Raw genomic sequence first — 13865 nt, 5'->3', positions numbered from 1 at the left:
CTGCCGTGGGTCATGCCCTGGTCGTCGTCGTGGAGGGAGAACCTGGTCTTCTTCCGCGCCTGTGCTTCCTCGGCCTCCAACAGCCGTGCTTCGTGCTCGTCGGCGCGGGCGGGGTCGATGACCTCGAGGATCCGGCGGCCGAGGATCTTCAACGCTTTCGCGTCGTGATGCTGCGCCTCGCCGATGAGGTGCTTCTCGGCCAGGTCCCGGTACTCAGGGTTGAGTTCGTCGACCGCCGCGACGATCACGGCTGCTTGGTCGGGCAGCACCCGGCCTCCGGCGGCAGCGGTGCGGGTTTGTTCGTGGGTGGCGAGCTCACGCGCGAGCCGGGTGGTCCGAAACGCTTGGCCCGGCGTGATCGGGACGAGCCGGCGCAGCCAGGCGCTGGTCGAGCGGGCGCCGATCGAGCCGGGTAGGTCGAGTGCTTCGGCCTGGGTGAGGGTCCGGGCTTCGAGTTCGGCGAGGCTGGCGGTGACTTCGGTCAGGTCGACCAGCAACGCGGCGGTGTCGTCGGCGTCGAGGTTCCATAGCGGGGTGTCGACGTGGACGGTGAGGTCCTTCTTGAACCGCGCGACCAACACCGCGAGCGGGTGCCCGGTTCCGGTGTCGTTGGCGGCGGCCATGCCCTATTCTACCTCGCCGGACGCGTATTCGCTAGTATGTTCCAGTTGGACTTTCTGGGGTACCCGTGGTTTCGTCTGCGCTCCGACGAGAGGGCGATTTCCTCGGAGGTTGAGCAAGCCGGGAGGGCGAGGAACGAGCCCGACCGGCGCCGACGAAACCTCGCAACCGACCTCGGGAACGTTGGCAGCGACGGTCGGGGGTTTCGTCATCGCTCGCTGGCGCTCGCTTGCGCAACCTCCGGCGGCAGGGCGATGCCTCGGAGGTTGCGCAAGCGGTGCGCATGAGGAACGAGCGCGGACCGCCGACGAAACCTCGCAACCGACCGTCGGACCGCGAGTCGGGCGAGTCTGGCGCAGACGAGCCGGAGGACCGGAGCGAGCAGGGGGGCCGCGCCGGCAGCGCGCCGGATGAGTCGACCGACCGGGACCCGCAGTCAAGGACGGACGAAGTCCGCCGCGAAGCGGACGCCGCAGGCGATCCTTGACGGCGGGTGTCGGTCGACTACGCGCGCGGCCACCCCACCACCCAGGTGGCGTCGGCGCACCTATGCGCCGACCCGGCGGCACAGTCGCGCAGTCGGTCGCCGGGGTTTCGTGTCGGCGCGGGTCAGCGCTGGCCGCGCCGCCAGACGACGACCGACTGGGTGGGTGAGGGGGCGCGGACCACAGGCAGCCGGTCGGCCGCGCCGCCGGCCCGCCCGCGAGCCCGGGAGGCGCTCGGCACGCCGCGCGCCTCCTCGAGCTCGGCGGTGAGCTCCTCGTTGGTGGCCGTCAGCGCGGCGACGCGCTGCTCGAGCTCGAGGATGCGGCGCACGCCCTCGATGCCGATGCCGGCCGAGGTGAGGTCGGCGATCGTGCGCAACAGCTCGAGGTCCTGGTGCGAGTAGCGGCGCCCGCCGCCCACCGTGCGGCCCGGCGTGATGAGGCCGAGCCGCTCGTAGGTGCGCAGGGTCTGCGGGTGCAGCCCTGTGAGCTGTGCCGCCACGCTGATCACATAGACCGGAGCGTCGTAGGGCGGCGGCGTCAGCGAGCGCTCGCTCATCGCCCGGCTCCCTCGAAGAGACCCGAGCGCAGCTGGGTGCCGGCGGTGGCGTCGCGGTAGGCCTCGACGGCGTTGCGCGCGGCCTCGTCGAGGACGGCGGGCACCTGGACCTCGACGGTAGCCAGCAGATCTCCCTTGGTGCCGTCCTTGCGCGGCGCGCCGCGCCCACGGACCCGGAAGGTGCGCCCGTTGGGAGTGCCGGCCGGGATCTTGAGCGTCACCGAGGAGCCGTTCAGGGTGGGCACCTTGATCTCACCGCCCAGCGCCGCCTCCGCGAAGGAGACCGGCACGTCGATGGTGAGGTTGTCCTTCGAGCGGCCGAACACCCGGTGCGGACTGACATGCACGGTGACGAACAGGTCGCCGTTCGGGCCGCCGTTCTCGCCGGGGCCACCCTTGCCGCGCAGCCGGATCCGCGCACCGTCCTTGACGCCGGCCGGGATCCGCGCCTGGATCGTGCGCGAGGAGGTGCCGTGGCCGGTGCCGTGACAGGTGGGGCAGGCCTCGTCATAGATCAGCTGGCGCCCACCGCACATCGGGCAGGTCTCGTTGATCGAGAACGCACCGCCCATGCTGGACACGACATAGCCCGCGCCCTCGCACTCGGGACAGATGTGCGGCTTGGTGCCCGGCTTGCCGCCGGTGCCCGAGCAGGTCGGGCACGGCGCGTCCGAGCTGAGCCGCAGCGAGATCGTGACGCCCTCGATGGCGTCGGTGAACGAGATCGTCGCACTGGTCTCGAGGTCGTCGCCCTTGATCGGACGGCGCTGACTCTGGCCGCGCCGCTGGGCGCCGAACAGGTCACCGAACATGTCGCCGAACCCGCCGCCGCCACCGGCACGGTCGTTGAGCAGGTCGTCGAGGTTGAATCCCCCGCCGCCGTAGCTGCCACCACCGAAGCCGCCGCCACCGCCGCCGAAGCCGCCGCCGCGCCCGTACCCGCCGCCACCGCCGCTGAAGGCACCGGAGGCGTACAGCTGACGCATCTCGTCGTACTTCGCGCGCTTCTCGGCGTCGCCGACGACGTCGTAGGCCTCGGCGATCGTCTTGAACTTCTCGTGCTTCGCGGTGTCGTCGGGGTTGGAGTCGGGGTGGTTCTCCCGAGCCAGCTTCCGGTAGGCCTTCTTGATCTCGGACGCCGAGGCGTCCTTCCCGACGCCCAGCGTCTTGTAGAAGTCCTTCTGCACCCAGTCCGGGCGGAAACCTTCGGACTCAGCCATGGTTGATCACCCCTTCTCCTCTCCTCGATCGGTCGTCCACGTCAACGATCCGGCGCCGGCACGCAGGGGTGCCGGCGGCCGCGATCGCTGCTGGGTTGTCGGTACGGGTGGCACTCACGCGTCGACGGGGTCGACGACGAGCACCTGGGCGGCCCGCACCATGCGCGGGCCGAGCTTGTAGCCCGCCTTGGCCACGAACTTCACCGTCGTCTGGTCGACGTCGGGGTCGGTGCCCTGGTGGGCCAGCGCCTCGTGGAGGTTCGGATCGAACGGGTCGCCAGGAGCGCCGAACTTCTCCAGGCCGAGGCCTGCCACGGTGCGCTCGAGCTGGTCGGCGACGCTGCGCAGACCCTCCTCGAGCTCACCGTGCTCGCGGGCCCGGTCGATGGTGTCGAGCACCTCGGTGATCGGAGCGAGCGCGGCATAGGTCGCGTTCTCCTTGACGACCTCACGGTCGCGCTCGACGCGACGCTTGTAGTTGAGGTACTCCGCCTGGAGCCGCTGGAGGTCGAGCGTCCGCTCGGCCAGGGCGGCCTGGGTGAGGGCGAGCTCGTCGCCCTCACCGTCGGCGCCCGTGGCAGCAGAGCCTTCGACGTCGTCGAAGTCCTGCGGCTCGAGCGGTCCGCCTTCCTCGACCCAGTTGTCGACCCCGCTGATCTGCTCGGCGGGGTCACCCGCCGCTGCCTGGTCTCGCGGGGTTCCGGTCACTTGTCGTCGCCCTCCCCGTCGTCGACGATCTCGGCGTCCACGACCTCGGCGTCGACGATGTCGTCGTCGCCCTCGCCGGTGGCGCCGGTGCTACCGCCGGCGGCGGACGCGTCGGCCTCGGCGGCGGCGTACATGGCCGCGCCCATCTTCTGGCTCGACTCGTTCAGCTTGCCGACGGCGGTGTTGATCGACTCGACCGAGGCGTTGTCGTCCTCGAGGATCGCCTTGAGGGCGTCCACGTCGGCCTGGACCTCGCCCTTGACGTCGTCGGGGATCTTGTCGCCGTTGTCGGTGAGGAACTTCTCGGTGGTGTAGACGACCTGGTCGGCCTGGTTGCGCGCCTCGACGGACTCCCGGCGACGGGCGTCCTCCTCGGCGTACTCCTCGGCCTCCTTGACCATCCGGTCGATGTCCTCCTTGGCCAGCGCGGAGCCGCCGGAGATGGTCATCGACTGCTCCTTGCCGGAGCCCTGATCCTTCGCCGAGACGTGCACGATGCCGTTGGCGTCGATGTCGAAGGTGACCTCGATCTTCGGGACGCCACGCGGCGCCGGCGGCAGACCGGTGAGCTCGAAGTTGCCGAGCGGCTGGTTCTGCGACCACATCTGACGCTCGCCCTGGGCGACCTTGATCTCCACCGACGGCTGGTTGTCGTCGGCGGTGGTGAAGATCTCCGAGCGCTTGGTCGGGATCGTGGTGTTGCGCTCGATGAGGTTGGTCATCACGCCACCCTTGGTCTCGATGCCGAGGGAGAGCGGGGTGACGTCGAGGAGCAGCACGTCCTTGACCTCGCCCTTGAGCACGCCGGCCTGGAGCGCGGCGCCGATGGCGACGACCTCGTCGGGGTTGACGCCCTTGTTGGGCTCCTTGCCGCCGAGCAGCTCCTTGACCAGGTCGGTGACGGCGGGCATCCGGGTGGAGCCGCCGACGAGCACGACGTGGTCGATGTCGGAGACCTTGATGCCGGCGTCCTTGAGGACCTGGCGGAAGGGCTCCTTGGTGCGGTCGAGCAGGTCGGAGGTGAGCTTCTGGAACTCGCTGCGGGTCAGCTTCTCCTCGAAGTGCAGCGGGCCGTTCTCACCGTGGGTGATGTAGGGCAGGTGGATCGTGGTCTCGCTGGACGAGGAGAGCTCGACCTTCGCCTTCTCCGCGGCCTCCTGGAGGCGCTGCTTGGCGATCTTGTCGGCGCCGAGGTCGACACCGTGGGCGTCCTTGAACTTCTTGATCATCCAGTCGACGATCCGGTTGTCCCAGTCGTCGCCACCGAGGCTGTTGTCACCGGAGGTCGCCTTGACCTCCACGACGCCCTCGCCGATCTCGAGCAGGGACACGTCGAACGTGCCGCCACCGAGGTCGAAGACGAGGATGGTCTGGTCGTCGCCCTTGTCGAGGCCGTAGGCCAGCGCGGCCGCGGTGGGCTCGTTGACGATCCGGGCGACGTTGAGGCCCGCGATCTCACCGGCCTCCTTGGTGGCCTGGCGCTGGGCGTCGGAGAAGTAGGCCGGGACCGTGATGACGGCCTCGCTGACCGGCTCTCCGAGGTAGGCCTCGGCGTCGCGCTTGAGCTTCTGCAGCACGAAGGCGCTGATCTGCTGAGGCGTGAACTCCTTGCCGTCGATGTCGACGTCCCAGTCGGTGCCCATGTGGCGCTTGACCGAGCGGATCGTGCGGTCGACGTTGGTGACGGCCTGGCGCTTGGCGACCTCGCCGACGAGCACCTCGCCGTTCTTGGCGAACGCGACGACCGACGGGGTGGTGCGGGCCCCCTCGGCATTGGTGATGACGGCGGGCTCGCCGCCCTCGAGGACGGAGACGACGCTGTTCGTCGTCCCGAGGTCGATACCGACAGCTCGTGCCATGTGAATTCCTCCGTGATCGTGAATCAGGCAACTTGAGTTCTTCTGGCTCAAGTTCTATATCAATGCCAACGGCGTCCCCTACCCGGATGTTCCCGGCCTGCGGAGAAATCTCGTGTGACCCACCTCCCACCTTGTCAGGAAGGTGCGGACCAGACCAGAGGCATCTCCCGTCAAGTCGAGGAGTGGACGCTGCTCAGCGCCGTCCCCGAGGCGGCGCGGCCCGCGGTGGCCCTGCGCGCCACACCAGCAGGGCAGGCTGTCCCCATGAAGACCATCGGCCTAGTCGGCGGGATGTCGTGGCACTCGACGGCGACCTACTACCGACTGATCAACGAGGAGGTCGCCGCCCGTCGCGGCGGACACTCCTCTGCTCGGATCTCGCTCCAGTCGCTGGACTTCGCCGAGGTGCGTGCCTGCCAGGAACGTGGCGACTGGACCGCCTCCGCCGAGCTCCTGGCCGGCGCGACCCGCCGCTGCGTGGCCGGCGGCGCCGAACTGGTCGGCCTGTGCACCAACCTGATGCACAAGAACTTTCCTGCTCTGGAGTCGGCCGCCGCGCAGGCAGGGGCCCGCGCCGTGCACATCGCCGACGCCGTCGCGGCCGTGGCTGCACGCAACGGGTCGACCGCCCTGGGCCTCCTCGGCACCAGGTGGGTGATGGAAGAGACCTTCTATGCCGACCGCCTCGCCACCCATGGCATCTCGGTCCTCGTCCCCGACGCCGACGATCGGGGACTGGTGGACCGGGTCATCTTCGACGAGCTCACCCAGGGCATCGTCCGCGACGATTCTCGCGGCGCGTACGTCTCGGTGATGGACGACCTGCGTGCGCGCGGCGCCGAGGCCGTCGTACTGGCCTGCACCGAGATCGACCTGCTCATCTCCGCCACCGACTCACCGCTCCCGCTCATCGACTCCACCGACGCACACGCCTCTCTATTGGTCGACCTGGCGCTGGCCTGACATCGTCCGCCGTAGGTTGAGCAAGCGAGCGCCAGCAAGCGCCGACGAAACCGGCCCGCCACTCCGCCGGAGGTTGAGCAAGCGAGCGCCAGCGAGCGCCGACGAAACCCCGGCACCACCACTCCGGAGTATCAGCCGGTAACGATCAATCTCGATCGAGCGTCGAATCGGTCGGTACCACCTCATGGGGCACGACCTCACGACGATGATGGCGAGCATGGGCACCCTGGTTCAGGTCCTGCTTCCGATGGCTGCCGTATGGCTGGGGATCAGCTGCGCTCGGTGGCGGCACCTGGGTCCGGCTCAAGACCGCCGCGCCACCAGGGTGTTGATCCTGGTTCCGGTCATCCTGTGCCTGGTGCCTTTCGGTGCCCTTGCCGTCCTGATCACCCTGGTCTCCCTCGGGCATCAGCCCGACCTGATCGCGTTCGCCCTCCTCCCCGCCGTCGCCCTGATGTTCTGCGCGGAGTTCGCCGTCGCCTTCTTCGGCAGCTATTTCGTCACTCGCGGCATTTCGAGGCGGCAGGACCGGCGGCCTCCGGCCGCCCGCGACGATTCCGGCGCGAGCCCTGAGCACCCTTGACCGGCCTGCGACCATCACGCCATGCGTCGCCTCGTCCCACCACTCCTCGTCGTGGCCCTGCTCGCCGGCTGCGCGGGCGAGCCCGGCGAGTCGGCACCCAGTGAGTCGCCGAACGAGCCGAGCCGCAGCGCAACGGCTCCGACATCGACCCCGGCGACGGCGTCGGATCCGTCACCGACCACCGAGCCGACCACCCTGGCCCCTGATCCACGCCTCTCCGCCGACGACGTCGAGGTGGCAACCGCGTTCAGGGCGGTCGAGCACCTGGCGGACATGATCGGCCCGCGGCCCGGTCACACCGAGGCGTACTTCCGGGCCGCGGCCTGGGCCGAGCGGCAACTGACGGCGGCCGGTTGGCAGGTCGAGCGGCAGCGCTTCCCGACGCCGGCGGGGAACTCGTGGGGCGTACCGGTGGAGGCCGGTCCGTCGGTGAATCTGATCGCCACCCGCGGCGAACACGATCCGAGTGAGCCGTGGCTGCTCGTCGGAGCGCACCTCGACACCGTGCCGCAGGCGCCTGGCGCCGAGGACAACGCGTCCGGGGTCGGCGTGCTGCTCGCCCTTGCCGAGGCGATGGACGGACGTCGGACGCGTCTGCCGGTCACCTTGGTGCTCTTCGGGTCCGAGGAACCGCGCGGCCCTGGCGAGGCACATCACTACGGCTCCAAGGCCTACGTCTCCCAACTGGGCCGGGCCGAGCGACGCAGCCTGGAGGCGATGGTGTCGCTCGACCGGGTGGGTGTCGGCGACGTCGTCCCGGTGCAGACCGTGCGCGAGGCCAACGATGTGAGCACCGCTCTGGAACGCGTTGCCCGCCAGGCGGACGTTCCGACGGTGCGCGAGGAGTTCGAGACCTCCAGCGACCACGAGTCGTTCGCCGACGAAGGCCTGCCTGCCGCCCGGCTGGGCAGTACGCCCTACGCCGGTTACCACAGTGCGGGCGACCTCCCGTCCGGGATCGATCGGGCCCAGCTCGCCCGGGTCGGACGCCTGATGGCCTCTTGGCTGCGCTGAACAGATTGCGTGAGATGACAACCAGGACTGGGGTTTCGGCGTCCAAGGTGGCATGGAACCCCGCACGCCGTCCCGCTCCCTGCTACCCACGCTGCTGACCTTCGCCGCGGTCGGATTGGCGATCGTGGTGGGCCTGGTCGGCGTCGTCGTGGCCACCACCACCCCGTCGGCGGCGAAGTCGGAGGCCCAGCGTCGCGCCGGCCACCACGACGCAGCCGCGATCGAGCAGCGGCCTACCAACAAGCCCTCCGACAGGCCGACTCGGCCAGCGGATCAGACCCCGGCCGATCAGACGCCGGCGACTCCCTCGCCGCAGAGCGACCGCATCCCCGCCGGCCGCTGCAAGGCGGGACGGGTCTCGCTCACCTTCGACGACGGCCCCTCCCCCACGATCACGCCCGACCTGATCGCGCTGTTGAAGGAGCGGCACGTGCCCGCGACCTTCTTCATGGTGGGTAGCCGGGTGGCGCAGTACCCCGAGGTGGCGCGCGCCGTGGCCGATGCGGGCTTCGCGATCGGCAACCACACCTACAACCACGAGGACCTCAGCAAGCTGTCGCGCAAGGAGATCCGCTCGACGCTCAAGCGCACCCGCCAGGCCCTCCGCGACGCCGGAGTCGGCAAGATCTCGCCGTTCGTGCGGCCGCCCTACGGCGCCACCGACGCCGATGTCACCACCGTGCTTCGCAAGACCCACCGCGTCATGGCGCTGTGGAACGTCGACTCCCGCGACTGGGACGGCCTGTCGGCGGCCCAGATCCGCAAGTCCACGGTGTCCCAGGTGGTCGCCCGTGGCCGGTCGAACAGCATCGTGCTGCACCACGACGGCGTCGCGAACTCCTCGGCCACACTGGCCGCACTGCCCTCGGAGATCCGGCGCCTGCGCGGCGAGGGCTTCTGCTTCGTGCCGCTGCCCAGCAGCGGACTGAGCTGACTCACCGGCACGCGGCGGGAGGCCGGCGGGAATAGCGAGGCGTTCGCGATTGTGGTGCTAGGTATGGCATCGACTGTCCCGACCCTGACCCTCAACAACCAGACCGAGATCCCCCAGCTCGGCTTCGGCCTCTATCTGGTGCCGCCGGAGAAGACCGAGGAGACCGTCTCCAAGGCGCTCGAGGTGGGCTACCGCCACATCGACACCGCTGAGATGTATGGCAACGAGGAGGAGGCCGGCGCCGCGATCGCCGCATCCGGTCTCCCGCGCGAGGAGATCTTCGTGACCTCCAAGCTCGGCAACGGCGCCCACCGGCCCGACGACGCCCGCCGCGCCTTCGACGACACCCTGCGCCGGCTCGGGGTGGACCAGATCGACCTGTTCCTCATCCACTGGCCGCTCCCGACGCTCTACGACGGCGACTACGTCTCGACGTGGCGCACGCTGACCGAGTTCGTCGACGACGGCCGCGCCCGCGCCGTCGGCGTCTCGAACTTCCAGCCCGAGCACCTGGACCGGATCGTCTCCGAGACCGGGATCGTGCCGGCGGTCAACCAGATCGAGGTCCACCCCTACTTCGGCAACGAGGATGCCCGGGCCGCGACCCACGCCGTCGGCGCGGTCGTGGAGGCCTGGTCGCCGATCGCGCAGGGCCAGATCCTCGACGACGAGGCGATCGGCGCGATCGCCACGGCCCACGGCAAGACGCCCTCGCAGGTCACCTTGCGCTGGCACCTCGAGCGCGGCGACATCGTCTTCCCGAAGTCGATGCACGAGGAGCGGATGCGCGAGAACTTCGACCTGTTCGACTTCAACCTTTCACCGGACGAGATCGCGATCATCGACGCCCTCGACCGCGGGTCCGCCGGCCGGATCGGCCCCAACCCGGACACGTTCGACTACCTGCCCTGATCGAGCCTCCACCCGCCGGGCACTGGCACCTACTGGTCCAGTGCCCGGCTCCACTTCTCCAGCAGAGCCTCGAGCTGGGCTCGCTCGGCGGCGTCGAGACCGCCGAGGAGTCGCTCCTCGTTCACCAGGTGCTTCTCCACCAGCTCATCGACCAGCGCGAGCCCCGCGGCGGTGAGCCGGATCCGTCGCGAGCGGGCGTCGTCGGGACAGACGGCGCGCTCGACGAGACCGGCGGTGGCGAGTCGGTCGACGCGCTTGGTGACCGCACCCGAGGTCACCATCGTGGTGGCCATCAGGCCTCCGGGCGTGAGCTCGTACGGCTCGCCCACGCGACGCAGCGAGGCGAGCACGTCGAACTCGCCGTCACTGAGTCCGGCAGCGGCGAAGACCGGCCGCAGCTCGCCGTTCAGGTGCTCGCCGAGGCGATGGACCCGCCCGATGATGCCCATCGGGGTCGTATCCAGCTCCGGGCGCTGCTCGGCCCACTGCTGCCGGATGCGGCCGACGTGGTCGAGGTCCTGGCGAGTCTGTGCCGCGGGCGTCATGGTCTCGACAATATCTTACTCGGAAGATAAACTCTCTTCCATGGAAGAGAAAGCCGAATCGGCACTGGGACGGGTCATCGCCCTCACCGCGATCGCGCCGGTGGCGTGGGGCTCCACCTACCTGGTCACCGAGAAGTCCCTCCCGCCCGACCGGCCGCTGTTCGCCGCGCTCATGCGCGCCCTGCCGGCCGGGCTCATCCTCCTGCTGATCCTTCGGCAGCTGCCGAAGGGCGAGTGGTGGTGGAAGGCCGCGGTGCTCGGCGCCTGCAACATCGGCCTCTTCTTCCCGCTGATCTTCCTCGCGGCCTACGAGCTTCCCGGCGGTCTGGCCGCAACCATCCAGGCCGCATCACCGCTCGCCGTGATGGCGATCGCGTGGCCGTTGCTGCGCGAGCGACCGGTCGCGATCCGCGTCGTCGCCGCGCTCATCGGCCTGGCCGGAGTCTCGCTCCTCGTGCTGCGCTCGCCCGACGGCGTCACTCCGCTCGGCCTCTTCGGTGCCTTCGGCTCCGTGCTGGTCTCCGCGCTCGGCTTCGTGCTCGTCAAGCGGTGGAAGGCGCCGGTCCCGATGCTGACGCTCGTGTCGTGGCAGCTGGTCGCCGGCGGCCTACTCCTCCTGCCCCTCGCCCTCCTCGTCGAGGGCGCTCCCCCGGCCATCGACCTGCCGGCGGCGGGTGGTTTCCTGTGGATCGGCCTGTTCGGCACGGTCATCGCCTACACCTGCTGGTTCCACGGGCTCTCCCGGATGCCTGCCGGCGCGGTCGCGCTGGTCGGCCTGCTCAACCCGGTCACCGGCACCGTCCTCGGCGTCGCCTTCGCCGCCGAGGCCTTCGGCCCGGTCCAGGCCCTCGGCATGGCGATCGTCCTGGGCTCGGTGCTCGCCGGGCAGTACCGCCGCCGTCCCCGTCCGGTGGCCCCCGTTTCCACCACGGCACCCGAACCCGCCCGCTGCTGAGCCCAGAAACAAGCTTCTCCACAGCCGCCGACCCCCCAATCGACGCTGACCCGTCAGCCATAGCTGACGGGTCAGCGCAGATTTCACGGTGACCCGTCAGCCATAGCGGACGGGTCGGCGTGGTCTGGGGCGATGGTGCGGCAAGAATGGGGCGGGTGTCCTCACCGCCGACGTCACCGGAGCAGTTCCGGCTGCGTGACGTCGCGCTGACGGCGTACGGGCCGACGATCGTCAGCTCCACCGGCCACGGCGCGGTGATGCCGATCCTCGCGCTGCGGGCGCGCGACCTCGGCTCGGACGTGAGCACCGCGGCGATCATCGTGGCCCTGCTCGGCATCGGGATGCTGGTCGCCTCGCTGCCCGGGGGTGCGCTGGTGGCGCGGATCGGGGAGCGCCAGGCGCTCATGTACGCCGGCCTCGCCGACGCCGTCGCGATGGCGGCCGGCGCGCTCGCCGGCTCGGTGTGGTTGCTCGGCGCGGCGGTGGTGCTCAGCGGGATGACCTGGACCATCTTCCTCATGGCCCGCCAGGGCTTCATGATCGACGTCGTGCCGCTCAGCCACCGGGCGCGCGCACTCTCCACGCTCGGCGGCTCGCACCGGGTCGGGCTGTTCCTCGGACCGCTCCTCGGCGCCGGCCTGATCTCGCTCCTCGACCTGTCGGCGGTCTTCTGGTTCGCCTGCCTGGCGGCGATCGGCGCGGCCGCTCTGGCGCTGGCGATGCCCGACCTCGGAGCCGAGCGGCGCGCGGCCGCGGATGGAGCCCGCCACCTGAGCGTGTGGTCTGTGCTGGTGAGCCACCGGCGCACCCTGCTGACGCTCGGGACCGCGGTCGTGGTGATCTCGGCGTCGCGCTCGGTGCGCAACAGCCTGCTCCCACTGTGGGCCGACCACGTCGGGATCTCGCCGAGCGCGACCTCGTTGATCTTCGCCCTGTCCGGGGCGATCGACATGCTGTTCTTCTACCCCGGCGGCTGGCTGATGGATCGAGTGGGACGCCTGGTCGTCGCGGTGCCCGTGGTGGCCACCGTCGCCCTCGCGACACTGCTGCTGCCTCTGGCGACGACGACGGTGGCGGTCGCGGCGGCGTACGTGCTCATCGCGGTCGGCAACGGCCTCGGCTCCGGGATCGTCATGGTGCTCGGCGCCGACGCCGCTCCCGTCGAGGGCCGCGCCCAGTTCCTCGGCGGCTGGCGGCTGTGCGGGGACATCGGCATCTCCGGCGGCCCGCTCGTGGTAGGAGCCGTCGCCGCGGTCGCACCGCTGGCGACCGCCTGCATCGTCATCGGGCTGCTCGGCGTGGCCGGGACGGCGTGGACCGGCTACTGGGTCGGCCGCGAGGACCGACGGCTCAGCCGACGTCGATGACGACGTCGTTGGAGGCGGTGTCGGTGGTCAGGTCGATCACCCGGAACTTGTTCTCCCCGGTGAGACCGGTCTGCACGTACGTCGAGAACTCGCCGCTGTAGACGGTGGCGGTCACGTCGAAGACCTGCCAGTCGCCGTTCTCGAAGCGCTGGACCTGCAGGCTGGTGCCGTCGTCGGCGCCGTTGTAGGTGCCGCTGAGGTCGATCGTCTGGAGCGGCGCCACCGAGGTCTGCGCCGAACGGAGGGTGATCTCGCCGCTGGCATCGGGGCTGTCGGAGTAGGTCGAGGACGGCAGCGGAGGCTCCGGCACGTTGCGCAGGGTGATGTAGTCGGTCGGAGTGCGGTCGGTGTCGGTGAGGGTGGGGATGATCATCGTCTCGCCACCGCCACTCCCGGAGGTCTCCTCCGTGGTGCCGCCTCCGCCAGAGAGCCCGAGGGCACGCGAGGCCACGAAGACGCCTCCGCCGAGGATGCCGCCGATCAGCGTCGCCACAGCCACCAGCGCGACGAGACCCCACACGATGGGGTGATCCTTGCTGGTGCGCTTCTCGGGACGCGTCGAACTCACCGAGTCATTGTCCGTGAGGGCGGGCCTGCAGCCAAACAGCGGCCGTCCACCGGGCTCATCCACAGGCCGGCCGGCCCCTGGTTTGTCCCCAGGCTGTTGCTGAGCAAGCGGTGTGACATGACTCTCTCCACGCTCCCTGACCTGACCATCGTCCTGCCCACCACCTGGCGGCGTCGCTCCGATCCCGATCGAGGCGTCGTCGTCGCCGCACGCTCGGTGCTGCTGCCCGGCAGCGGCATCCGTCCCGACCTCACCCTGCGAGCCGGCCCGGTCACCGAGCCCGACGCCGTGCGCTGGCGCGCCCAGGCCCTCGCCGAGCTGTCCGAGGCGCTCGACGAGCTCGCCGTCGAGGACGACGACCGCTTCGACCTCGACGGCTACGACGTCCTCTACCACCGCTTCGCCCACCGGGTGGGCACCGTCGACGTCGTGTGCGAGCAGTGGTCGTGGCTGGTCGACGGGTACGGCGTCACGTTGACCTGCTCGGCGGCCCGCGAGGACCACCTCGACTACAGCGACCTGTTCGAGGCCGTGGCCGCCAGCGTCGAGCTCGCCCCGAAGGCGGCGTGAGC

At 70.2% G+C, this 13865-nt stretch carries 15 protein-coding genes; 8 read left to right on the top strand and 7 right to left on the bottom strand.

The genetic code is table 11. From position 1 onward, the window contains the following. The 5 genes from WMR31_RS17945 to dnaK form a co-directional block, all read right to left on the bottom strand. On the bottom strand, positions 1-623 hold a 623-nt coding region (locus tag WMR31_RS17945; RefSeq protein WP_510182520.1), incomplete at its 3' end, for a 13E12 repeat family protein. 607 nt (positions 624-1230) lie between these two features. Continuing rightward, positions 1231-1665, bottom strand: coding sequence for a heat shock protein transcriptional repressor HspR (locus tag WMR31_RS17940; RefSeq protein WP_340540257.1), 435 nt, complete (start codon positions 1663-1665; stop codon positions 1231-1233). Then, the gene (dnaJ, locus tag WMR31_RS17935; RefSeq protein ID WP_340540256.1) at positions 1662-2885 is read right to left on the bottom strand and encodes a molecular chaperone DnaJ; all 1224 of its coding nucleotides are present in this window, start codon (positions 2883-2885) and stop codon (positions 1662-1664) included. The genes WMR31_RS17940 and dnaJ overlap by 4 nt, the downstream gene beginning before the upstream one ends. Positions 2886-2999: 114 nt before the next feature. Then, positions 3000-3593 (bottom strand): nucleotide exchange factor GrpE, encoded by a 594-nt coding sequence (grpE, locus tag WMR31_RS17930; RefSeq protein ID WP_340540255.1) that lies wholly within the window; start codon positions 3591-3593, stop codon positions 3000-3002. After that, positions 3590-5452, bottom strand: coding sequence for a molecular chaperone DnaK (gene dnaK, locus WMR31_RS17925; RefSeq protein WP_340540254.1), 1863 nt, complete (start codon positions 5450-5452; stop codon positions 3590-3592). Before dnaK ends, grpE begins: the two co-directional genes overlap by 4 nt. Positions 5453-5716: 264 nt before the next feature. On the opposite strand from dnaK, the gene WMR31_RS17920 reads away from it, so the two are divergent. The 5 genes from WMR31_RS17920 (at position 5717) to WMR31_RS17900 (ending at position 9858) form a co-directional block, all read left to right on the top strand. Further along, positions 5717-6415 (top strand): aspartate/glutamate racemase family protein, encoded by a 699-nt coding sequence (locus WMR31_RS17920; protein ID WP_340540253.1) that lies wholly within the window; start codon positions 5717-5719, stop codon positions 6413-6415. A gap of 217 nt (positions 6416-6632) precedes the next feature. Then, positions 6633-6998 (top strand): hypothetical protein, encoded by a 366-nt coding sequence (locus WMR31_RS17915; protein WP_340540252.1) that lies wholly within the window; start codon positions 6633-6635, stop codon positions 6996-6998. A 21-nt stretch (positions 6999-7019) separates the two neighbouring features. Next, complete coding sequence (locus tag WMR31_RS17910; RefSeq protein WP_340540251.1) at positions 7020-8012, top strand: M28 family metallopeptidase; 993 nt, start codon at positions 7020-7022, stop codon at positions 8010-8012. A 52-nt stretch (positions 8013-8064) separates the two neighbouring features. Then, on the top strand, positions 8065-8946 hold the full coding sequence (locus tag WMR31_RS17905; RefSeq protein ID WP_340540250.1) for a polysaccharide deacetylase family protein: 882 nt from the start codon (positions 8065-8067) through the stop codon (positions 8944-8946). Positions 8947-9009: 63 nt separating this feature from the next. Then, positions 9010-9858, top strand: coding sequence for an aldo/keto reductase (locus WMR31_RS17900; protein ID WP_340540249.1), 849 nt, complete (start codon positions 9010-9012; stop codon positions 9856-9858). A 29-nt stretch (positions 9859-9887) separates the two neighbouring features. Here WMR31_RS17900 and WMR31_RS17895 read toward each other — a convergent pair whose 3' ends face one another. Next, positions 9888-10403 (bottom strand): MarR family winged helix-turn-helix transcriptional regulator, encoded by a 516-nt coding sequence (locus WMR31_RS17895; RefSeq protein WP_340540247.1) that lies wholly within the window; start codon positions 10401-10403, stop codon positions 9888-9890. A gap of 40 nt (positions 10404-10443) precedes the next feature. Here WMR31_RS17895 and WMR31_RS17890 point away from each other — a divergent pair, with 40 nt between their 5' ends. Both WMR31_RS17890 and WMR31_RS17885 read left to right on the top strand, forming a co-directional pair. Then, complete coding sequence (locus WMR31_RS17890) at positions 10444-11358, top strand: DMT family transporter (RefSeq protein ID WP_340540246.1); 915 nt, start codon at positions 10444-10446, stop codon at positions 11356-11358. Between the two features lie 155 nt (positions 11359-11513). After that, positions 11514-12725 (top strand): MFS transporter, encoded by a 1212-nt coding sequence (locus WMR31_RS17885; RefSeq protein ID WP_340540245.1) that lies wholly within the window; start codon positions 11514-11516, stop codon positions 12723-12725. Here the strand turns inward: WMR31_RS17885 and WMR31_RS17880 are convergent. After that, complete coding sequence (locus WMR31_RS17880) at positions 12709-13293, bottom strand: hypothetical protein (protein ID WP_340540244.1); 585 nt, start codon at positions 13291-13293, stop codon at positions 12709-12711. The two genes, WMR31_RS17885 and WMR31_RS17880, sit on opposite strands and share 17 nt — an antisense overlap. Before the next feature lie 117 nt (positions 13294-13410). Here WMR31_RS17880 and WMR31_RS17875 point away from each other — a divergent pair, with 117 nt between their 5' ends. After that, entirely contained in the window at positions 13411-13863 is a 453-nt protein-coding gene (locus WMR31_RS17875; protein ID WP_340540243.1) for a hypothetical protein, read from the top strand. Positions 13864-13865: the final 2 nt, after the last annotated feature.

It is taken from the genome of Nocardioides epinepheli, assembly GCF_037936805.1.
Classification (GTDB): Bacteria; Actinomycetota; Actinomycetes; order Propionibacteriales; family Nocardioidaceae; genus Nocardioides.
This window is presented reverse-complemented; position numbering and strand designations above follow the sequence as displayed.

What these genes read in the sequence shown, in the direction of transcription:
- WMR31_RS17890 (WP_340540246.1), top strand. Translation starts at nt 10,444, where the DNA reads ATGGAAGAGAAAGCCGAATCGGCACTGGGACGGGTCATCGCCCTCACC.
- dnaJ (WP_340540256.1), bottom strand. Translation starts at nt 2,885, where the DNA reads ATGGCTGAGTCCGAAGGTTTCCGCCCGGACTGGGTGCAGAAGGACTTC.
- WMR31_RS17920 (WP_340540253.1), top strand. Translation starts at nt 5,717, where the DNA reads ATGAAGACCATCGGCCTAGTCGGCGGGATGTCGTGGCACTCGACGGCG.
- WMR31_RS17940 (WP_340540257.1), bottom strand. Translation starts at nt 1,665, where the DNA reads ATGAGCGAGCGCTCGCTGACGCCGCCGCCCTACGACGCTCCGGTCTAT.
- WMR31_RS17875 (WP_340540243.1), top strand. Translation starts at nt 13,411, where the DNA reads ATGACTCTCTCCACGCTCCCTGACCTGACCATCGTCCTGCCCACCACC.
- WMR31_RS17910 (WP_340540251.1), top strand. Translation starts at nt 7,020, where the DNA reads ATGCGTCGCCTCGTCCCACCACTCCTCGTCGTGGCCCTGCTCGCCGGC.
- dnaK (WP_340540254.1), bottom strand. Translation starts at nt 5,452, where the DNA reads ATGGCACGAGCTGTCGGTATCGACCTCGGGACGACGAACAGCGTCGTC.
- WMR31_RS17895 (WP_340540247.1), bottom strand. Translation starts at nt 10,403, where the DNA reads ATGACGCCCGCGGCACAGACTCGCCAGGACCTCGACCACGTCGGCCGC.
- WMR31_RS17905 (WP_340540250.1), top strand. Translation starts at nt 8,065, where the DNA reads ATGGAACCCCGCACGCCGTCCCGCTCCCTGCTACCCACGCTGCTGACC.
- WMR31_RS17915 (WP_340540252.1), top strand. Translation starts at nt 6,633, where the DNA reads ATGGGCACCCTGGTTCAGGTCCTGCTTCCGATGGCTGCCGTATGGCTG.
- WMR31_RS17900 (WP_340540249.1), top strand. Translation starts at nt 9,010, where the DNA reads ATGGCATCGACTGTCCCGACCCTGACCCTCAACAACCAGACCGAGATC.